15 protein-coding genes and 1 pseudogene are annotated in these 19659 nt (G+C 67.8%); 7 read left to right on the top strand and 9 right to left on the bottom strand.

Annotated elements, in window-relative coordinates:
• Positions 1-269: 269 nt before the first annotated feature.
• The 3 genes and pseudogenes from EOINJALH_RS13495 (at position 270) to EOINJALH_RS13485 (ending at position 2299) form a co-directional block, all read left to right on the top strand.
• Positions 270-803 (top strand): annotated as a pseudogene (locus EOINJALH_RS13495) (integrase).
• A 168-nt stretch (positions 804-971) separates the two neighbouring features.
• Positions 972-1871, top strand: coding sequence for a phosphotransferase family protein (locus EOINJALH_RS13490; protein ID WP_234413828.1), 900 nt, complete (start codon positions 972-974; stop codon positions 1869-1871).
• A gap of 68 nt (positions 1872-1939) precedes the next feature.
• Positions 1940-2299: a hypothetical protein gene (locus EOINJALH_RS13485; RefSeq protein WP_199873370.1), complete on the top strand. Its 360-nt coding sequence runs from the start codon at positions 1940-1942 to the stop codon at positions 2297-2299.
• A gap of 118 nt (positions 2300-2417) precedes the next feature.
• Here the strand turns inward: EOINJALH_RS13485 and EOINJALH_RS13480 are convergent, their stop codons facing one another.
• A complete protein-coding gene (locus tag EOINJALH_RS13480) occupies positions 2418-3215 on the bottom strand; it encodes an N-acetyltransferase (RefSeq protein ID WP_158219758.1) in 798 nt (265 codons plus the stop codon).
• 595 nt (positions 3216-3810) lie between these two features.
• Between EOINJALH_RS13480 and EOINJALH_RS13475 the strand changes: the two genes are divergently transcribed.
• The 4 genes from EOINJALH_RS13475 to EOINJALH_RS33170 all read left to right on the top strand — a co-directional run bounded on the left by EOINJALH_RS13475 (position 3811) and on the right by EOINJALH_RS33170 (position 7409).
• On the top strand, positions 3811-5268 hold the full coding sequence (locus EOINJALH_RS13475) for a cytochrome P450 (RefSeq protein ID WP_088280882.1): 1458 nt from the start codon (positions 3811-3813) through the stop codon (positions 5266-5268).
• 248 nt (positions 5269-5516) lie between these two features.
• The gene (locus EOINJALH_RS31825) at positions 5517-5669 is read left to right on the top strand and encodes a hypothetical protein (RefSeq protein WP_158219757.1); all 153 of its coding nucleotides are present in this window, start codon (positions 5517-5519) and stop codon (positions 5667-5669) included.
• Between the two features lie 24 nt (positions 5670-5693).
• Entirely contained in the window at positions 5694-7025 is a 1332-nt protein-coding gene (locus EOINJALH_RS13470; protein WP_144290026.1) for a hypothetical protein, read from the top strand.
• A gap of 249 nt (positions 7026-7274) precedes the next feature.
• Positions 7275-7409, top strand: coding sequence for a hypothetical protein (locus EOINJALH_RS33170; RefSeq protein WP_255407122.1), 135 nt, complete (start codon positions 7275-7277; stop codon positions 7407-7409).
• An 18-nt stretch (positions 7410-7427) separates the two neighbouring features.
• Here EOINJALH_RS33170 and EOINJALH_RS13465 read toward each other — a convergent pair whose 3' ends face one another.
• From EOINJALH_RS13465 to EOINJALH_RS13435, 8 genes are all read right to left on the bottom strand, one after another.
• Positions 7428-9119 carry a MutS-related protein gene (locus EOINJALH_RS13465; protein WP_088280880.1) on the bottom strand — a complete coding sequence of 564 codons (1692 nt, stop codon included), beginning with the start codon at positions 9117-9119 and terminating at the stop codon, positions 7428-7430.
• A 6-nt stretch (positions 9120-9125) separates the two neighbouring features.
• A complete protein-coding gene (locus tag EOINJALH_RS13460) occupies positions 9126-11723 on the bottom strand; it encodes a hypothetical protein (RefSeq protein ID WP_144290025.1) in 2598 nt (865 codons plus the stop codon).
• A 3-nt stretch (positions 11724-11726) separates the two neighbouring features.
• Positions 11727-12635, bottom strand: coding sequence for a hypothetical protein (locus tag EOINJALH_RS13455; protein ID WP_088280878.1), 909 nt, complete (start codon positions 12633-12635; stop codon positions 11727-11729).
• Positions 12632-13435 carry a hypothetical protein gene (locus EOINJALH_RS13450; RefSeq protein ID WP_088280877.1) on the bottom strand — a complete coding sequence of 268 codons (804 nt, stop codon included), beginning with the start codon at positions 13433-13435 and terminating at the stop codon, positions 12632-12634. Before EOINJALH_RS13450 ends, EOINJALH_RS13455 begins: the two co-directional genes overlap by 4 nt.
• 131 nt (positions 13436-13566) lie before the next feature.
• Positions 13567-13701 (bottom strand): hypothetical protein, encoded by a 135-nt coding sequence (locus EOINJALH_RS33165; protein ID WP_255407121.1) that lies wholly within the window; start codon positions 13699-13701, stop codon positions 13567-13569.
• Positions 13702-14093: 392 nt separating this feature from the next.
• A complete protein-coding gene (locus EOINJALH_RS13445; protein WP_088280876.1) occupies positions 14094-14999 on the bottom strand; it encodes an alpha/beta fold hydrolase in 906 nt (301 codons plus the stop codon).
• 58 nt (positions 15000-15057) lie between these two features.
• Entirely contained in the window at positions 15058-16452 is a 1395-nt protein-coding gene (locus EOINJALH_RS13440) for an efflux transporter outer membrane subunit (RefSeq protein WP_088280875.1), read from the bottom strand.
• Positions 16449-19655, bottom strand: coding sequence for an efflux RND transporter permease subunit (locus EOINJALH_RS13435; RefSeq protein WP_088280874.1), 3207 nt, complete (start codon positions 19653-19655; stop codon positions 16449-16451). The genes EOINJALH_RS13440 and EOINJALH_RS13435 overlap by 4 nt, the downstream gene beginning before the upstream one ends.
• Between the last annotated feature and the right edge of the window lie 4 nt (positions 19656-19659).

Here is a 19659-nt window from a genome sequence, read left to right as displayed (position 1 = left end):
GATGCATCAAGCCCTGCTGCGTTCACCCAAGAGACCTCATCGGTACTGCATCTCCGCTTGAAACATTCTCGGATGCGAAAGCAGCGCAGACGGCGGTCAAACTTGCATCACTGGTAAGTGTTTCCCATGGACTTGATGCACGTTCCCGCTCGCGCTGCAACTTGGCGGCTTCACGTGAGGCCGACCGGCGAGCTGAATGACCGGAGGCAGTTTCGCCTGAGTCGGCTGGGCGCATCTTGGGCGGCCCTCATCTCGATGGGGAGACCATCATGGGATCCGCAGCAAACGCTCCTCATCGCGAGCCATGGAACAAGGGCAAGATCGTCGGTCAAAAAGGCACCGTTCAAGACCAAGGACTTTTGGGCGCTCCGTGTGCGTCTCCAGATGGAGAACCGGATTCGCGAACTCGCACTGTTCAACCTGGGCCTCGACAGCAAGCTCCGCGGTTGTGATCTCGCCGCCCTGAAGGTCAGGGACATCTGCCATGGCGACCAGGTCGCTGCCCGCGCCCTGGTGATGCAGCACAAGACCCAACGCCCGGTGCAGTTCGAGATCACCCCGGCCACCCGCGATGCGGTGCAGAAGTGGATCCATCATGCCGGGCTGAAGTCCGACGACTTCGTGTTTCCGAGCCGCATCCACGACTCGCCACATCTGGGGACGCGGCAGTACGCTCGGATCCTCGAAGACCTGCGCGCGGTGCAGTTGCTGCTTGGCCATTCGATCGATTGGAATCGACGGTCAGGTACCTTGGCATCGAGGTGGACGACGCACTGGAAATCTCGGAACAGACAGAGATCTGATCAAGGCGCACTGCGGGCGCTGCGCCGGACGATCAGGACGCTGGGCGGTGCGCGCGAAGCTGGCGACCCGGTGGCCGCGTGGCGGCCTTGCGTCAGGGGCGCGCAGCCATCAAGATAGGTCCTACCGCACACCGCTCCTGCCGTTGATCCTTGGCCGCATCACCTGAGTTGCCTGCCGACCCTGGCGTCGTCGACTTCGACTCGCTGCAGGAAGACCCTGCGCGCTGGATCGGCGTGGTCGCCGCGCTCGGCGCCCGCTACTCCAGCGCGCCAGCGGTGCCGGCCGGCGAGGGCACGGTGCTGGTGGCGCTTCTGGGTCGCGAGCTGGTGCTGAAGCTCTACCCGCCTTTTCTGCGCGACCACTTCGAGTTCGAGCGCGCGATGCTCGGGCACCTTCAGGGCCGGCTTTCGGTGCCTACGCCACACCTGGTGGACAGTGCCGAGCACGCTGGCTGGCCCTACATCGTGATGACGCAACTGCAGGGCACGCCGCTCGATCGTGTCTGGCCCAACTTGGAGCAGCACGAACGCTGTGCGGTGCTGCGCGCGATTGGCCGCCTGGCTGCCGAGGTGCATGCGCTGCCGCTGGGTCCGATGCCGGCGCTGGCGCCGCGCTGGACCGACTTCCTGCAGGGCCAGCGTGAGCGCTGCCACGCTCGCCAGCAGCGCACCGGCCTGCCTGCGCATCTGCTGGCGCAACTGGAATCCTTCCTGCTCAGCCCAGTGCCCGAGGGCCCGGACGTGATCCTCACTGGCGAGTACACGCCCTTCAACCTGTTGCACCAAGGCAGCGGACTGTCGGCCATGTTCGACTTCGGCGACGGCCTCGTTGGCCCCCGCGAGTACGACTGGCTGGGGCCGCTCTGTTTCCTGGCCGCGGGTGACGCGTCGCGCGTCGACGCGCTCTTCGACGGCTACCACGGCCGCCCGTTCGATCGTGGCCAGCGAGAAGCCTTGCTGCGGCTGATGCTGCTGCACCGCTACAGCAACCTGCGGGCGCAGATTGCCGTGCCCGGCTGGCAGGCCGCGCCCGACTTCGCCACGCTGGCCGCTCAGATTTGGCCCTGACACGATGCTGCGGCAACTCGAATCTGTGGTGCTCTTTGTGAGTGACATCGACGCGGCCGCCGCCTGGTATGCCAGCGCTGCTGGGCCTGCCGGTGGAGCACGAGAACCCGCGCTGCGCGTTCGTGCGCACGTCGCGCGGTGTGATCACCGACTTCCAACCGGCCGACGGCAAGAACCCCGGCGGCGTGGCCGTCACCACGCCCTATTGCGAGGTGGCCAACTTCGATTCCGCACGGGCCAATTTTGCTGGCGCGTGGCGCCACACTGCATCGCGGCCCCGCCGTCACAGACTTCGGCGCGCGCGTGGCGCTGCTGATCGATCCCTTCGGCAACACGCTGGGGTTGAACCAGGCGAAATGGTGAATCCGCCAGGCGAAGGGATCTCCTGCGGGGCGGGCGTGGCAGATGTGCGCCGGCGTTGCCACTGATGGCTGACCGACCTCGGCAGCCCGGTCTCGTGCGCCGAGAGGCCGCTTCCTGGCGCCGCCTCGTACTCACACTGGCGGCCAGGAGCAGCCGATCGAACCAAGCACCATCACATCGAGCTTATGAAGCGCTTGCCAAGTCACGCTGCGAGAACACCGCCGTCTGCTGATGCGGCACAAAGCCATGGCTGAGATACAGGTCTCGGGCTGCTTGGTTCTCGGGGCTGTAGCAGAGCTTGATGCGCTGTGCGCCGGCGTGCGCGAGACGACTCATGCCCGCAGCAAGCAGATGGTGGGCGAGCCCTCGTCGCTGATGTGCGCTCTCGGTTCGCATGGGTTCGACGAGGCCGGTGGCGGTTTGCGGATCGAACCAGAACAGGCCATAGGCTGCGACTTGGTCGTGCTGATCCAGTATCAGCAGATCGAGGTCGGATCGGTAAAGTGAGGTTTGCCGAAGCCGTTCTCCGACATCTTGCCCGCTTCGACCGGCCATGTGATGCGGGAACTGTTCGGTTTCGAGCCGGCTACACAACCGATACCCGTCGTGCAGCGGGCTGCCCATGTGTCCAGTGTGGGCGGCCCGCCAAGAGCAGACGACCTCAAGACTCGCGCCCGGCGTCATCGCGAAGCCGCGGCTTGTCAGCAGCCTACACAAGAGATCATCAGTGCGGTCAACCGCGATTTCGATGGCCTTGAACCCGGATTCGCCAGCATAGGCAAGCCCGCGCTCGATCACGTGAGTGATCCAGGCGGGCTTTGCATCGGGCAAGACGATCGGATCAAGCGCAACACCATCGCCCCAGTCAGTGGCAATCAGCGCGGCTTCCGGTTGACCTCGGTCATCGAACCAGAAGAGCTGCGGAAACACGTCGGTCGGCCGCGAGGCGCGCCACCACCACTGCAGGTCGGCAGCCTCCAACAACCCGGCAGTGGGATGAGCGCAGCGAGCCCGTCGCAGAAGCGCCGTCGCTGCGCCCAAGTAGTCAAGCCCAACTCGATACTCTTCTCGCATCGTGCGCCCCTCCTTGTTGGCGAAAGCGCCGCTGGCCGCTCCAAGAATCTGCTACCACGGGACTGCCGGGCGAAGTCTACTGGTTTGCTTTGGGTCGGCAGTGACCCCTCGAGCCGAGGAGGAGCAGTCGTTGGACCTGATCGGGACGAAGTTCGCCCCCTGGTCATGCGGCGTGTTCGTCGTACCGCGACCACTGTCTTCAGCAACGTCCGCAGTACCTTGATACCTGCCTCTGGCGGTGATGCCGCGCGCTCGCCCGAGCGACTGCAATGTGGCCCCCACCGTGAGCTCGGCGTCCAGCGGCGACCGACCGCAGACGCTGCATTCCGAACGCTCGGCGCGGTGCGGCGAACGTCAGCGGCGGATCGCTTGCCGCCGTCCCCCAGCGCGTTGAAGGCCGGGCCCCCAGGCGGCCAAGGGGGCCGGCGGTGGGCGCAGATTTGAACCGCCCACCCCACTAGACTGCAGGTCCCGGGGTCAGCCCCCGGCCAGGGAGCCCGCGATGCACCGCACTGCCCACACCACCCGGCAAGACGACCCACCCGCGCCGCTGCGCGACATCGCCAGCCTGCCCGGCCCGCGCGGCGTGCCCGTGGTGGGCAACGGGCTGCAGATCGACCTGCCGCGCTTCCACCGCCAGCTCGAGGGTTGGGCGCACGAGTTCGGTACCTCGTACCGGCTGCGCCTGCGCGGCAGCGACATCCTGGTGATCGCCGACCACGCGCAGGTGGCGCAGGTGCTGCGCGACCGGCCCGACGGCTTCCGGCGCACGTCGCGGCTCGAGGAGATCGGCCGCGAGATGGGGCTCAAGCCCGGCGTCTTCGGCGTCAACGGCGAGGCCTGGCGGCGGCAGCGGCGCATGGTGATGGCTGGCTTCGATCCGGCGCACGTGCGCTCGTACTTCCCGTCGCTGCTGCGCGTCACCCAGCGCCTGGGGCAGCGCTGGCAGCAGGCCGCGCGCGACGGCCTGGCCATCGACCTGCAGGCCGACCTGATGCGCTACACGGTGGACGCCATCGCCGGCCTGGCCTTCGGCGCCGAGGTCGACACGCTGTCGTCCGACGAGGACGTGATCCAGCGCCACCTCGACAAGATCTTCCCGGCGCTGTTCAGCCGCGCCTTTGCGGCCTTCCCGGTGTGGCGCTGGGTCAAGCGCCCGGCCGACCGCGAGCTCGAGCGCAGCATGGCCGAAGTCAATGCCGCAGTGGCCGGCTTCATCGCGCAGGCGCGTGCGCGCCTGCAGGCCGACCCGGCGCTGCGCGAGCGGCCGAACAACCTGCTCGAGGCCATGGTGGTGGCCGCCGACCAGCCCGACAGCGGCCTGGGCGACGACGAGGTGGCCGGCAACGTGATGACCATGCTGCTGGCCGGCGAGGACACCACCGCCAACACACTGGCCTGGATGATCCACCTGCTGGTGCGCCACCCCGATGCCCTGGCGCGCGCCACCGACGAGGTGCGCCGTCTGGCGCCCGAACCTGCCGCGCTGACGATGGAGCAGATGGCCGGGCTCGACTGGGTGGAGGCCTGCGCGCACGAGACCATGCGCCTGAAGCCCGTGGCCCCGATGCTGACGCTGCAGGCCCTGCACGACACCGCGCTGGGCGACGTGCGCGTGCCCGCCGGCGGTGTGGTGCTGTGCCTGTTCCGCCACGACAGCGTGAGCGAGCAGCATGTCGAGCAGGCGACGACGTTCGATCCGGCGCGCTGGATGGCCGATGGCGGCCCGGCGCAGCAGGCCAGCTCGGCCCGCCGCATCTCGATGCCCTTCGGCGCCGGCCCGCGCATCTGCCCCGGCCGCTACCTCGCGCTGCTGGAGATCAAGATGGCCATCGCGCTGCTGCTGGGCCGCTTCGAGATCCTGTCGGTCGACACGCCCGATGGGCTCGAGCCGCCGGAGCGGCTGTCGTTCACCATGGCGCCGGTGGGGTTGAAGATGAGACTGCGCGAGCGGGGGTGAGTGTCGGGCCTTGGCCCGCGTCGGTCTGGTCCCCGGCGTGCTGCTCGGCTCGTGCCTGCCCAATGCGGCGGCGTTGCCTGGCGCCTGTCCCGTCGCCATGTCGGCTGACGCAGCGCACGGCAGATCCGCCGCCGGATGCGGAACGCGCAGCTGACACTGTAGGCATCGACCCCGGATGACCCCACAATCCGCCGGTCCTCGGCCTCGGCCTCGACCACCCATCGACCCATCCTTTGAAAGGTGCAACCATGGCTTTCAGCTACGCCATCAGCGGAGTCCCCGACATCGATCAGCGTTGGGACGCGTTGCCGCAGAACGGTGACAACTACTGCGTGCCGACCTCGGTGCTGAACTGGATGTACTTCTACGCCGAGCACGGCAGGCCCCAGGCCCTGACCTAGGGCACCAACTTCTCGCAGCACCGGGTGTTCAATCTGCTCGCCATGGGCGACACCATGGACACCGATGCCGAGGACGGCACCAATTCCAGCGATGCCTTCGACGGCCTGGTCGACTGGCTGGACGACCACGGCATCCCGGCCTTCGTCTACGCACGCCGGGCGCGCGACAACCAGAACGTGTCGTACAAGAGCATCCGCAACATGCTGAAGGCCGGCGGAAACATGACGGTGTCGTACGGTCGGTATACGCTGAGCGACGGCGAGTTCGAGCGCGGCACCGGCCATGCGATCACCCTGGTGGGGCTGCAACGCAGTTCGGCCGGCGTGCTGACCCTGCAGGCGCACGACCCCATCCAGGGCGGCGGCAGCCTGAACACGCAGTCGGCCACGCAGGTGCGCGAGGTGCACCCGGTGGAGGAAACCCGCAACATCGAGGGCGATGTGGTCAAGGTGCTGCGCTGGGGCACGGGGACGGATCCCTACGTCTTCATCGATGGCTGGATGGCCATCCTGCCGCTGATGGCCTTGACCAACCTCACGGCCGGCGCCGTGGCGCTCTACACGGCAGGCGTGGCGACCGGACAGGTCACGACCGCGAAGATCAAGCTGCCCTTCAAGGCGCCGCTGGCCGACATCGCCATGCACCACAGCGCGCCGTTTGCCACGGTGCTGGCCGAAGGCAGTGGCGAGGTCTGGACGCTCAACCTGGGCGACAGGACCTGGACCCGCCTGCAGGGCGTGACCGGTGCACGCTTCATCGCCCATGGCGGGCGACATGCACGCTTGTTCGTGGTGCAGGGCTCGCAGATCCTGGCCTTTGACGCAGACGACCTCGACGAGCGTACAGGCGACGCACCACTGGCCCGGTTCGACGCGCGAGCCAGCGTCGACGCGCTGTCCTACGACCATCGCAAGGACCGCCTGATCGTGGCCTGCAAGGGCGGCAAGCGCCTGCTGTCGCTGTCGCCGGCGCTGAGCCTGCACGCCGAGATCGCCACGCCGGGACTCACTGGCAGCAGCCGGCTGACGATGTCGGTGAACGGCCGCGACTCGACCCTGCTGCTGTCACGCGCCGGCTCGCCCGATGTGGCCACGCTGCGCTGGCTGGACACCGGCGCGGTGGCCAGTGGCCGATTCCGCCTGCTGGCGAAGGGTGAGACGGCGGCCAACCATGTCGATTCAAAGGGACGACTGTTCGTCAATGAAGGCGGCAAGATCGCCAGCTTCGACATGGATGGCAATCGCATCAAGGGATCGCCCTTCGACGGCCTGCGCGTCGGGCCGCTGCTGAAGGTCTCGCGCAGCACCAATGTGCTGGACCCGGTGCTGTCGGCTCGCAAGGCCTGGAAGAACTGAGTCCGACGGGCCGCCCGGCCTGCGCCTGCTGGACTGCGCGCCGCCGACCAGCCGTCGCCCCACGCGGTACAGAGCCACGTCGCTCAGCGCCTGCATCAGCGCTTCTGGGACGACGAAGCAATGAATGCTGAGCGTCCATCAGGTCGAGCGCGCCACGGTGTTCGATCCGGCGCGCTGGATGGCCGATGGCGGCCCGGCGCAGCAGGCCAGCTCGGCCCGCCGCATCTCGATGCGCTGCTGGAGATCAAGATGGCCATCGCGCTGCTGCTGGGCCGCTTCGAGATCCAGTCGGTCGACACGCCCGATGGGCTCGATCCGCCCGAGCGGCTGTCGTTCACGATGGCGCCGGTGGGCTTGAGGATGAGGGTGCGCGAGCGGGGTTGATCGCCTGCCATGGCCGCGTCACGGGGATGGCGTGGGGTCGGCCCCCAGTGGTCGCAGCGCCCGTTCCGCCAGCCGCTGGTGCAGTTGCAGGGCGGTCGCATGGAGTTCGGCGTCGAAGCCCTGGGACAGCAGCAGATCGATGCCATTCGTCTCGACCAGCACGCCAGGCAGCAACTCGAGCCCCGAGGACGTGGCGCTGAGCAGCAGCGGACGTGTCGTGCCATCCACCAGCGGTGCCAGATCGACGTGGTGCGATGACACCACCACGGTGGCCTGCCGTCCCAGCCGACGGATCACCGCGCCCGCGGCGCTGACCGACTCCATGTGGTTGGTCCCGCGGAAGATCTCGTCGAAAAGGGTCAGGCAGGCCGCGGCACCGTTGGCCCGTTCGAGCATGCTCGCCGCGCGCAACAGTTCGGCGACGTAGAGACTGCGTCCGAGCAGCAGCGAGTCCTCGATCCGGATGCTCGTCTGCACCAGGGCACGGGGCACCGATGCGGCGTCGGCCATGCAGAAGCCCAGGGTCCGCGCCAGCACGGTGTTCATGCCCAGCGAGCGCAGCAGCGTGCTCTTGCCGCTGCCGTTCTTGCCCGTGAGGAAGATGCCGCGGTCACCGAACGCCAGGTCGATCGGCGTACTCCTGGACAGCATGGGATTTCGCATGCCAGTCAGCGACGCGCCGGCAAAGCCGTTCCTGGCATCGTTCCAGCAAAAACCTTCGCTGCTGCGAAGATGGCACGCCAGCCAGGCGTTGGCTTCGCGCTGACCCATGGCGAGGTAAACCGCCTGCAATGCCTGGCGGTGCCGTCCGAGGTTCTGGAGGTCAATGGCCAGGCGCCGGTACTGGGACAGCAGGATCAGGTCGGCGTACTCGGCCAGGCCAGCCAGTCGTTCCAGCCAGGTGGGGCCAAATGCGGCCCACAGCGGCTTCAGCTCGGGAAGCCGCGCTGCGTGCGAATGCCCTTCGGCGGCTTGCTCGGTCGACCGCCCGCGGCGATGCGGCGAGTCCAGCTCGGCCATCTGCAAGGCGCACGACACGAGCTGGCCGATCGCACGCTTCTGCTTCCGCCATGTGGCCGATGGTCCATACAGGCGAATCTGCACTGCACCCGATGCGGCCAGGGTGGCGAGTATCAACAGCGCACCAGGCCCCCGCAGGCCGGCGACGATCAGTGCGAGCGCGAGGCAGAAGCACACGGGCACCAGCCAGAGCAGCGACACCCAGGTCGGCAGCACAGTGGGTGACGGCGCGAACAGCGTGCCCGCCACCTCGGCGTCGGCGCAACGCATGGCCGCCGTGGCGTCGATCCATGAGCGCGCCAATCCAGGGTCGTCGACCAGCGCCCGGAGCTGTGACACCTGGATCGGGTCGGAGCGGTCCGTCAGGTCGCAAGCTCGCAGCCGGGCACACAGCCATTGCCGGCCGAACACGCTGCAGTCGCCCGCCGCCTGTTCGATGTAGGTGTCGAGGTCGAGATCGCGCCAGGTCTGGTCGTCCAGGCCGTCTGGCGACACCGAGCCCGCCGCATGCAACCTGGCGATCTCGTCCCGGGTGAACCACCCCCGGGGCATGGGCTGCTGCCGCCCTGAGGACATCAGCGACCAGGCCTGGCGCAGCTTGCGCGACAGCGCGTCCGTCATGGCGCCGAAAGACACAAATGGTCGCACAGACCGGACGGCGGGAACAGATCGCAGGTCGTCGTTCGGCATGTCAGTTCATTCATCCGTCAGGTCGAACACCGGCGAGGCATCGAAGGTGCCTCCCGTGCACCAGACGAGCACGCAGCTGTGTGCAGCATCGCGGTGCTGATCGGGTGTCATCTGCTCCAACGCTCGCTCGATGTCCTCCAACTGACGTGACATTCCGGTGGCTGTCCCATAGAGGCGGTAGGTCAGCATGTCATGAAGCGAGGCGTGGTCGCGCAGTCGCAGTCGGGCTTGCTGCGCCAGTGCATCGATGTGATCGTTGGTCAGATCGATCATCGCGCTTTGCAGGCTCATGCGGGTCAAGAGACCTTTCATTGCCGCGAACGAGGCCACCCGATATCCCATCAGACTCAGCACCCACAGATGCGGATCGAGGAACACCTTGGCCTCGTAGGCCAGTCCCAGGGGTCTGACGGCATTCTCGGTCCAGTGCGCATCCAGTACCGGCACCAAGAGCGACACCGTCGCCATCAAGGCGATGTTGCGCGTATCGATCGCCGCATTGGCCACGAAGACATTCTGCTCACCGGCGATCCATGGACGGTGCCGACCGAGGCCGCGGCCCGGCTGCAGGCCATCCGACACAGGGCGACGGGGCCAGCCATCGGAGACCCGCGCGCGAAAGCCATGGGCGATGGTCTTCGCATCGACACCACTGGCCATGCAGAACGCAAAGCGTGGCGCCGAGCGCAGGAACTCAAAGGCCTCGGCTGCAATGCCGATGGCTGTGGGATCAGAGACGGCCAGCCTCTCGAGCAGGCTCAGTTGCCGCGGCCCCGCCCACCCGGTGGCAAGCGTGGCCGCCTCGCTTGGCGGCGCCGCAGCCGAATAGGCCATGCTCGAGGCATCAATGCGAAGACGAGCGCCCTGATCCGTTGCGACCTGTTCGTACCCCGTCGCACGCCAGCCGTCTCCATCGGTCCATTTTGTCCATTCCCGGATGAGGTCGTCGCAAACCGATGGAGACGCGGGGGATTCGTCGCGCAGTCGAATCGCCACGACGGCACAGCACCGACCCGCCGAGTCCTGCACGAACAGTCCTGTTCGGAGCAGCACGGAATTCCCGTGCGCGCATTTTTCGAAGCAGCCCAGCAGGAAGGGCAGTGCCTCCAGCGAATTCGCCGCCAACTCGCTCACGTTCACGAGCAGGTGGCCTACGCTGAATTCGCATGTCAAGACCGCGACTTCCATCGACGGCCGCGCAGCCGGCCGAAGCCAGTCACGCCTCCGCAGCGATGGCCTGTCGGCAGGCGACGTCGGCGCCTGCGATGCCTGCCGTGAAGCCGCCTGGCTCAACTCCGTCCACCGACTCATCCTGGCCTGGTTCCCGTCGATCTGCGATGACTGGACTACGCGGCTCTCATGACCAGTGGTCAGCACGGAATCGAGGAAGCGTACGACGCCACCTGCCTGGCGGAGCTCATCGATGTGGAGGTGAACATTGCGCTCGATGTCCTGCAGGGCGGCTCCGGGACTGGCCAACTCGAACTGCAAGAGCGCAAGGGGTGCCTGCCGACGCAGGAGTGTCCTGTCGAGCGTGTACTGGTCGTGAATCCGGTGCGCGGCCTCGACCAGCCACGAAGCGCGGAAGACCTGCGCGGCATGCTTGGAAAGCAATGTGTCGCAAAGCATCTGCAGACGCTGCGCCTGCGAGGGGTCGGCGTCACCGATGCCGGACATGGCGACGATCCAATGGAGGTCTGAGCTCATCCAGCACGGGCCAGACAGACTCGGCAGGAATGACAGGCCCTCGCGCTCCCCGAAGGCATTGAACACGGGCGCGAACTCTTGGGTCAGCGGAGCCAACCATTGCGCCATGACGAGTGCGTTAGCATCAACCATTGTGCCCAGGCGCCTCGAATAGTGCAGTACGCGCCCGGACGAGTACACCGGCGGCGGCGCGGCAGTCACTTCAAGCGGGTCCGTGGGTCCGGCAGTGACGGGCTCGCGGCGAGGCTGGCTGCTGCACAACTCTGCCGTTCGACGGGCGACCTCCGGAGAGCCCCATGACATGACCAGGCAGTTCTCTGCGATCAGGTGCCGGTCGCGGAAGCGTCGTATCGCCGCATCATCCAGCCGCGCCACCTGCAGCGGATCGCCGCCGGGATCGAACGCGAAGCTGGTTCCTGCGCAGAGGCGGCTCGCCAGGGCGTTCCGCGCCTGCCGATCGGTTCCGAAGAAGCTGCCCCACATCTCCAAGAACACCGCGCCTCGTGGCAGGGGACGCTGCTCCAGCAGCGCCGCCAGCGGCGATGAATCGAAGCATTCACGGCGAAACGTATCGTCGCTGAACTCGCCACGAAGGGTCTGTGCCAGCACTGCGTCAAGCGTCGACACGTACCGCGCCGGATCCTCGCATTCGAAATAGAAGGCAATGTGGTCGCACTCCGTCCGCGCGTTGAACCACACACCACTCCCGGGAACCGCCAGGTCGCGCAGCGGAGGTGCGTATGCATCCTGTCCGCACACGATATGTTCCAGTGCGTGGGCGATTCCCGAGTTGTCTCTGAGCTCGATCGGAAAGCAGACGATCGCGCCATGGCTTCCCTCGGACGGGAGGTGGATGCACTTTGCCGCTGGCGCAGACGGCTCCCGAAGCTCGGACATCCGTCAGGTCGTCTGTGCTGGAGATTCGCTCGCCACGAGATGGTGCCTCACGAGTGCCGGCTCGTCGGGTCCGAGCGAGGCGCACACACTGTCGTGGACTTCCGGAGCGCTGTCCTGCAGCGCGCGCAAGGCGTTGTACCGGGTGCGCCGACAGTCATGACGGGTGGCAAACTCCACCAGCAGGTCGGTCACGTTGTCATCGCGCAATTGGCTCACGAGCTCGAGCAGTTGTCGTCGCGCGTCGATGGCGGTGTAGGCGTAGTTGGAGAGTCTGGCCCGATTCGGATCTGTTGCGTCGATGTCGAAGAAGTACTGGTCCAGGAGGCCGTGCTGATTGAATGTCGGGATCACATTCAGCGTGACGGACAGGTTGGTGGGCGGCTGCTGAATGTGAATATCCTGATTGCAGCGGTACATGATGGTGTCGCCACAGGCATGTCTGAATGTCCCAAGCGGGCGGACTCGAACTTCTTCACCGACAAAGCCTGCGACGGCCGCGTAGTCGTATTCGAAGACGTCAGTTTCATAGCCTGTTCCGCAATAGGCATACGAAAGCAGATCGAAATTGTGATCATGCGCCTGGTGGTAGGCGAACAGGAGACTCTCGGCCTGGGTCATTTCTGCCGCAGGCAGCCAGAAGTTGGCCCGAAGGTAGAAGTGCTTCCGCCTGGCAAGTACAACAGACTGTGAAATGATCTCCGCCAAGGGGTCGCGGGCCCGATTCGCCTTGATGTAGCTGCACATGAAATCGGACAGAAAGCGGCGATTGTTTCCCAGCATGGACAACTGCTCTCCCAGCCGGAACAGCTTGTCCGGCGCGCCCTCGATGACATGCGCATCGGCATAGTCGAGGAACTCGTCGAGAGCGATCTGCTCCGTCGTGGAGTGTCTGTGCTTGCAAAGCCTGGTCATCGTGCTTCCTTTGCCTGGATGGCCACGACAGTGCGGGTGGCCGCGTTGCGCAGCAATGCGTTGGGCGCGAGCGAGAGCTTCGCGAACGCCGCTGCTCCGTGGGTCGGGTCGATCTTCAGCATGGCCTCTGCTGCGTGCCACTTAACGGTATCGCTCTCGTGTTCGGTCAGGGAATCAAGAGCAGCCAAGCTGCTTTCGTCGCCATAGGTGCCCAGCGTCTTGGTCATCAACTCGAGGATGGTGGTGCTTGGAAAGTTGTTGAAGTGTCCTGCCGGAGCACCGTCGGCTCGGCGAAACCGCCAGGTGAACAGGCTGTTTCGCCTGTTGTTCAGCGTGAGTGCCAATGTGGGTGAATCGCTTGAGAGTACGATGGTCTGCCGTGCCGATTCAATGGCCGTGACACGGCCCTTGGGCAGGTTTCCGGAGTGCGCCAGACTGGCCCTTGAGTGGAGGGAATAGTCGGCGTTTGAGTAATCGAGGAGATCCCAGGTCTCGAACGCCAATGGGCCCAAGGGACAGAACACAACATCCGACGGCAACGTGAGCAGCTCGGCCGAACGGCTTGCTGGCGTGACGAGGATGAGGTTGATCGTGAACCAACTCCCGGAAGCCAGATTGAGCGTCGATGCGCTGACCAACCGCGATATGTGTCTGTGGTTGACGAGGCAAGCCCGCAGGTCCGTCGCGATCAGCGAGAAGATGTTGAGATCGGAGCAGAACTCTCGGAACGCGATGGCTTCAGCGGTGACGCTGTGCTCGCCCGACTGCTCCAGATGGGCAATGAATGCTTCAGCTTGCATGGTCGTCCAATCCGGGGAGAGGGCGAGGAGCCCTGAGCCCCTCGCCGCGAACAGGGTCTCAGCGTGTCATCCGAAGCCCCGCGACGCCTGATGTCGTGCGCCGGTGCACGCCGCAGCGTGCCACCGTGCTGTCACAGACTGAACAGAAAGAACATGCCCACAAGCGCGGGGACCAGTTGCTGGCCGCGCTCGGAGCCGGCTGCCTCACTCTTCGATTCCAGCGGGACTGCGTTCACCGGCGGTGTGTTCACTTCAGTAGTCTTCATTGGATACCTTTCAAAGTGTTGGGCACCGGGCGGCATGCCCGGCGCCAATGTTTTATAGCATGACGCGTCAATATCATGCTAAAAAAGCGTAACCGTCAGGAACGACCATCTCCGACAAGACGTTGAAGCCAGGCGTCGCTGTTCATGCATCGGCGTTGGCGGATTCTTCGGCGTTCATGCCGGGAGGTTGCGCGGGCGTGCGGCCCTGGCAGCCGTGGAGGCATTCGCCCTTGCTGCAATGGTGGGAGCCGGACGACGACACCCGGCGGTCTTCGGCCGCGTCGCATCGCAGGTGTCCGCAGCTCGAAGCCGGGGTGCCGTATCGCAGGCCTGGCGCGCGAGGGCGCACGGCGTTGCGCCTCGCCGATGGCCCTGCCCCCCACCGGGCGTGGTCAACCTGCCGTGGTGGCCGACGCCAGGAAGGCGTCGTAGGCGGCGTCGGACTCGGCGCCCACCTCGAAGTACGGCAGCGCCCCGGTCTGGAACACCGTGAAGCGCCAGTTCGGCCGATGCGCCAGGAAAGCCTTGCCGCGGTAGTCGGTGAAGTCGCCGCGCACGCCGTGGCTCATCCACACCGGCACCGTCAGCGCCTCGTACACCGCATGGATGTCGGCACTGAACAGGCCGCCCGACAGGAAGCACAGCGGTGCGTGCTCGGCGCCGGGCTCCTGCGCGGTGCGCACGGCATAGGCCCACATCGTGTCGTCGATGTCGCGGCCGCCCCAGGTCTTGCGCAGGAAGTGGCGGATCACGCCGGGCCGGGTGAGGGTGCGGAACAGCCCGCCACCCCAGCCTGTGCCCGGACCGCGCAGCGCGGCGCGCAGCCAGGGCATGGCGCGGGTGCTGCCCGGCGCGCCGCGGCCGGCCTGTCCGCCGCGCAGGTCGGTGGGGCTGACCAGGGCCAGGCTGCGGAAGGCGCCCGGCGCCTCCATCGCGGCGCGTGCCAGGAACTCGCAGCCCAGCGACACCGCCAGCGCATCCACCGGCACCGGGCCGCAGCGTGCGCGGATCTGCGCCACCGCGCCGTGCAGCGCGTCCACCATCAGCCGCGGCGTGTAGTCGCGGTCGCTGCGGTCGGAAGAGCCGTAGCCCGGCAGGTCGATCGCGAACACGCGGCGGCTGGCGCGGTAGTGCTCAAACAGCGGGCGCACCTCGGACGCGGCCGCCGCGGCGTTGACGCTGTGCACCAGCAGCAGCGGCGGGCCGGCCCCCTCACCCGCGGCATACAGGCCGATGCGGCCGGCCGAGGGGTGGGTGAAGTCGAAGCGTTCGCCGGGCAGCGCGGCGGGCAGGGTCATGGTGGGTTTGGTGGCCGTCTGCCGCGAAGGATACGCGCACGGCGCGCGACGCCGCCCCTCACTGCGCGGCCGCCCAGCCGCCCCCCAGCACCCGGTACAGCGTCACGCCGTTCTGCGCCTTCTGGGCCTGCACCTGCACCAGCGCCTGCTGGGCGGCGAACAGCGAGCGCTGCGCATCGAGCAGGTCGAGGAAGCTGCTGGCGCCGTTGCGGTAGCGCAGGTCGGCCAGGCGCACCCGGTCCTGTTCGGCGGCCACCTGGGCCTGCTGCGCGCTGAGCTGGTCGCCCAGCGTGGCCCGGCCGGCCAGCGCATCGGCCACCTCGCGGAAGGCCGACTGGATGGCGCGCTCGTACTGCGCCACGGCCTGCTCGCGGGCCACCTCGGCCAGCTTCAGCCCGGCTCGGTTGCGGCCGGCATCGAACAGGGGCTGCAGCAACTGCGGCGCGAAGCTCCAGGCCAGGTTGCCGCCCTGGAACAGGCCGGAGAGCTCGCCGCTGGCCAGCCCCAGGCTGCCGGTGAGGGTGATGCGCGGGAAGAAGGCCGCCCGCGCGGCGCCGATGTTGGCGTCGGCCGCGATCAGCTGCTGCTCGGCCTGGCGCACGTCGGGCCGGCGCGTCAGCACCTCGGACGGCACGCCCACCGGCAGCTCGGGCAGCGCCTGCGCGGTCACGGGCAGCCCCGGCGGCAGGTCGGCCGGCAGCGGCTGGCCCAGCAGCAGCACCAGCGCGTTCTCGTCCAGCGCGCGTTGCCGCGTGCCCTGCGCCAGCGCGGCGCGCGCCGCTTCCTGCAGCGATTCGGCCTGCCGCAGGTCCAGCTGCGAGCTGGCGCCGTTGTCGAAGCGCAGCTTGATGAGCCGCAGCGATTCGGTGCGCGTGTCCAGCGTCTGCCGCGTCACGCGCAGCAGCTCGTCGTCCGCCTGCATCGCGAGGTAGGCATTGGCCACGGTGGCCACCAGGCCGATGTGCACGGCCCGGCGCGCCTCCTCGGTGGCCAGCAGCTGGGCCGCGGCCACGTCCGACAGGCTGCGCACGCGGCCGAACAGGTCGACCTCGTAGGCGGTGACCTGCACGCCCGCGGTGTAGGCGCTGGCGATGGTGCCGTCGGTGCGCGGCGTGCGCGACGCGGCCAGCCCGGCGTTCACCGTGGGCCAGGCGTCGGCTTGCCGGACGGCGAGTTGGGCGCGGGCCTGCTCGATGGCCAGCACGGCCAGGCGCAGGTCGCGGTTGCCGTCCAGCGCCAGCCCGATCAGGCGCTTCAGCCGGGCATCGGCAAAGAACTGCTGCCACGCCAGGTCAGCGGCCACCGGCCCGGCGGCGGCGCCGGCCGGCGCCATCGGGAAGGCGGCGGCCACCGGTGCCGCGGGCACCTCGTGCCGCGTGGCCGGCACGCTGCAGGCGACCATCAGCGCCGCCAGGCTGGCGGCGCCGGCGGCGTGGGCAAGGCGCCGCGTCATGACCGGCCCTCCGGCGGCGCGGGGGGCGCCCCCGGCGGCGACGCCGGCGTGGCCCAGATGTCGGGCAGCGGCGGCTCGGCCTCGTGCGCAAAGCGACGGCGCTGCCGTTCGCTGCCCTTGAAGAAGCGGCGCACCACCACATAGAACAGCGGCACGAAGAACACCGACAGCGTGGTCGCCGACAGCATGCCGCCCAGCACCCCGGTGCCGATGGCGTGCTGGCTGGCCGAGCCCGCGCCCGAAGACACCACCAGCGGCACCACGCCCAGGATGAAGGCCATCGAGGTCATCAGGATGGGCCGGAAGCGCAGGTGTGCGGCCTCGAGCACCGCGTCGATGGCGCTGCGGCCCTGCGCCTGCAGGTCTTTCGCGAACTCGATGATCAGCACCGCGTTCTTGGCCGACAGGCCGATGATGGTGATCAGGCCGACCTTGAAGTACACGTCGTTCTCCAGGCCGCGCAGGTGCGTGGCCACGGTGACGCCGAGCACCCCCAGCGGCACCACCAGGATCACCGAGAACGGGATCGACCAGCTCTCGTACAGTGCGGCCAGGCACAGGAACACCGCCAGCAGCGAGAACGCGAACAGGATCAGCGCGGTCGAGCCCGACAGCTTCTCTTCGCGCGACAGGCCGGTCCACTCGTAGGCAAAGCCCGGCGGCAGCTGCGCGGCCAGCCGTTCCATCTCCTCGAGCGCGGCGCCGCTGCTGGTGCCGGGCGCCGGCTCGCCGGCGATGCGCATGGTCGGGTAGCCGTTGTAGCGCACGGTCTGCATCGGGCCGGTGATCCACTTCGTCGTCGCAAAGGCCGACAGCGGCACCGGCTGGCCCGCGCTGCTCAGCGCGTTCAGCCGCAGCAGGTCATCGGGCTGCATGCGCGCCGGCGCATCGGCCTGCACCACCACGCGCTGCACCCGGCCGGCGTTCGGGAAGTCGTTGACGTAGGACGAGCCCAGCGCGGTGGAGATGGCCACGTTGATGGCGGTGAAGCTCACGCCCAGCGCGGCGGCCTTGTCGCGGTCGATGTCCAGCTGCAGTTGCGACGCGTCTTCCAGGCCGTCGGGGCGCACCGCCGTCAGCAGCTTGCTCTGCGCGGCCATGCCCAGCAGCTGGTTGCGTGCGGCCAGCAGCGCATCGTGGCCGTTGCCGCCGCGGTCCTGCAGGCGCAGCGCAAAGCCGTTGGCGCGGCCCAGTTCGGGGATGGGCGGCGGGCTCACCGGGAAGATGAAGGCATCGCGGATGCCCGCCAGCGCGCCGAAGGCCCGGCCCACCAGCGCCTGCGCCGATTGGCCAGCGCCCTCGCGCAGGTCCCAGTCCTTCAGCGTGATGAAGCCCAGCGCGGCGTTCTGGCCGGTGCCGGCGAAGCTGAAGCCGAGCACGCTGACCATGCTCTGCACCTCGGGCTGCTTCAGGATGAAGCCCTCGACGCTGGTCATCACCTCGCGCGTGCGGTTGACGGTGGCGCCGGGTGGCAACTGCACGTTGACGAGCATGTTGCCCTGGTCTTCGTTGGGCAGGAAGGACGTGGGCAGGCGCTGCAGCATCAGCACCACCGCGGCGATGATGACGCCGTACAGCACGACGAAGCGCCCGGTGCGCTTGAGCAGCGCCGCCACCCAGCCCTCGTAGCCCTTGGCCGTGCGGGTGAAGCCGCGGTTGAACCACCCGAAGAAGCCGGCCTTGGCATGGTGGTGGCCGGCCTCCACGGGCTTGAGCAGCGTGGCGCACAGCGCCGGCGTCAGCGACAGCGCCATGAAGGCCGAGAACAGGATCGAGCTGAGCATCACCACAGAGAACTGGCGGTAGATGTTGCCCACCGAGCCGGCGAAGAAGGCCAGCGGCACGAACACCGACACCAGCACCACGGTGACGCCGATGATGGCGCCCGAGATCTGGCCCATGGCCTTGCGCGTGGCCGCCAGCGGCGACAGGCCCTCGCTGCTCATGATGCGCTCGACGTTCTCGACCACCACGATGGCGTCGTCGACGACGATGCCGATCACCAGCACCATGCCGAACATGGTGAGCACGTTGATCGAGAAGCCCATCGCCAGCAGCACGGCGAAGGTGCCCATCAGCGCGATCGGCACCACCAGCGTCGGGATCAGCGTGTAGCGGATGTCCTGCAGGAACAGGTACATCACCAGGAACACCAGCAGCACCGCCTCGAGCAGCGTCACCACCACCTGGCGGATCGAGATCTCGACGAACTTCGAGCTGTCGTAGGGGATGGTGGCCTTGACGCCCGGCGGGAAGTAGCGCGACAGCTCGTCCAGCCGCACCTTGATGGCCTTGGCCGTGGCCAGCGCGTTGCCGGTGGGCGAGAGCTGCACGCCGATGCCGGTGGAGGGCTGGCCATTCAGCCGCGCCTGCGGGCTGTACGACTGCGCGCCCAGCTCGACGCGGGCCACGTCCTTCAGGCGCACGGTGGAGCCGTCGGGGTTGGCGCGCAGCACCACCTCGCCGAACTGCGCGGCCGAGGTGAGCTGGCCGCGCACCACCACCGTGGCGAAGATCGACTGGCCCGGCAGGTTGGGCAGATCACCGATCGTGCCCGAGGCCACCTGCGCGTTCTGCGACGCGATGGCCGCGGTGACGTCGGCCGACGACAGCCGGTAGCCCACCAGCTTGGCCGGGTCGATCCAGATGCGCATGGCGCGCTCGGTGCCGAAGAGCTGCGCCTGGCCAACGCCGGGCACGCGCTGCAACTCTGGCAGCACGTTGCGCGCGGCGTAGTCGCCCAGCGCCACCGGGTCGAACTCGGGCCGGTCGGACGACAGGATGGTGAACAGCAGGAAGTTGCTGCGCGCCTTGTCCACCCGCACGCCCTGCTGCGCCACCGCCTGCGGCAGCCGCGGCGTGGCGCGGCTCAGGCGGTTCTGCACGTCCACCTGGGCCAGGTCGGGGTTGGTGCCGGGCTGGAAGCTCAGCGTGATCGAGCCCGAGCCGTCGGCCTGGGCCACCGATTCCACGTAGATCAGGCCCGGCGAGCCGTTCATCTCGCGCTCGATGACGCTGAGCACGCTGTCTTCGAGTGTTTGCGCCGATGCGCCGGGGTAGGCCGCCGAGACGATGATCGACGGCGGCGCCACCGACGGGTACTGGGCCACCGGCAGCTGCGTGATGGCCACGCCGCCCAGCACCAGGATGAACAGCGCGATCACCCACGCGAAGATGGGGCGGTCGATGAAGAACTGGGCCATGCCG

The sequence above is a fragment of the Ideonella sp. A 288 genome (genome assembly GCF_002198735.1).
Taxonomy (GTDB): Bacteria; Pseudomonadota; Gammaproteobacteria; order Burkholderiales; family Burkholderiaceae_C; genus Pseudaquabacterium.
Note: the sequence above shows the minus strand (reverse complement) of the source record. Positions and strands in the feature narration are given on the sequence as shown.

Excerpts from the sequence above, each read along its gene's own strand:
- EOINJALH_RS13485 (WP_199873370.1), top strand. The coding sequence starts at position 1,940 with ATGCCAGCGCTGCTGGGCCTGCCGGTGGAGCACGAGAACCCGCGCTGC.
- EOINJALH_RS13475 (WP_088280882.1), top strand. The coding sequence starts at position 3,811 with ATGCACCGCACTGCCCACACCACCCGGCAAGACGACCCACCCGCGCCG.
- EOINJALH_RS31825 (WP_158219757.1), top strand. The coding sequence starts at position 5,517 with ATGGCTTTCAGCTACGCCATCAGCGGAGTCCCCGACATCGATCAGCGT.
- EOINJALH_RS33170 (WP_255407122.1), top strand. The coding sequence starts at position 7,275 with ATGGCCATCGCGCTGCTGCTGGGCCGCTTCGAGATCCAGTCGGTCGAC.
- EOINJALH_RS13465 (WP_088280880.1), bottom strand. The coding sequence starts at position 9,119 with ATGCCGAACGACGACCTGCGATCTGTTCCCGCCGTCCGGTCTGTGCGA.
- EOINJALH_RS13460 (WP_144290025.1), bottom strand. The coding sequence starts at position 11,723 with ATGTCCGAGCTTCGGGAGCCGTCTGCGCCAGCGGCAAAGTGCATCCAC.
- EOINJALH_RS13455 (WP_088280878.1), bottom strand. The coding sequence starts at position 12,635 with ATGACCAGGCTTTGCAAGCACAGACACTCCACGACGGAGCAGATCGCT.
- EOINJALH_RS13450 (WP_088280877.1), bottom strand. The coding sequence starts at position 13,435 with ATGCAAGCTGAAGCATTCATTGCCCATCTGGAGCAGTCGGGCGAGCAC.
- EOINJALH_RS33165 (WP_255407121.1), bottom strand. The coding sequence starts at position 13,701 with ATGAAGACTACTGAAGTGAACACACCGCCGGTGAACGCAGTCCCGCTG.
- EOINJALH_RS13445 (WP_088280876.1), bottom strand. The coding sequence starts at position 14,999 with ATGACCCTGCCCGCCGCGCTGCCCGGCGAACGCTTCGACTTCACCCAC.
- EOINJALH_RS13440 (WP_088280875.1), bottom strand. The coding sequence starts at position 16,452 with ATGACGCGGCGCCTTGCCCACGCCGCCGGCGCCGCCAGCCTGGCGGCG.
- EOINJALH_RS13435 (WP_088280874.1), bottom strand. The coding sequence starts at position 19,655 with ATGGCCCAGTTCTTCATCGACCGCCCCATCTTCGCGTGGGTGATCGCG.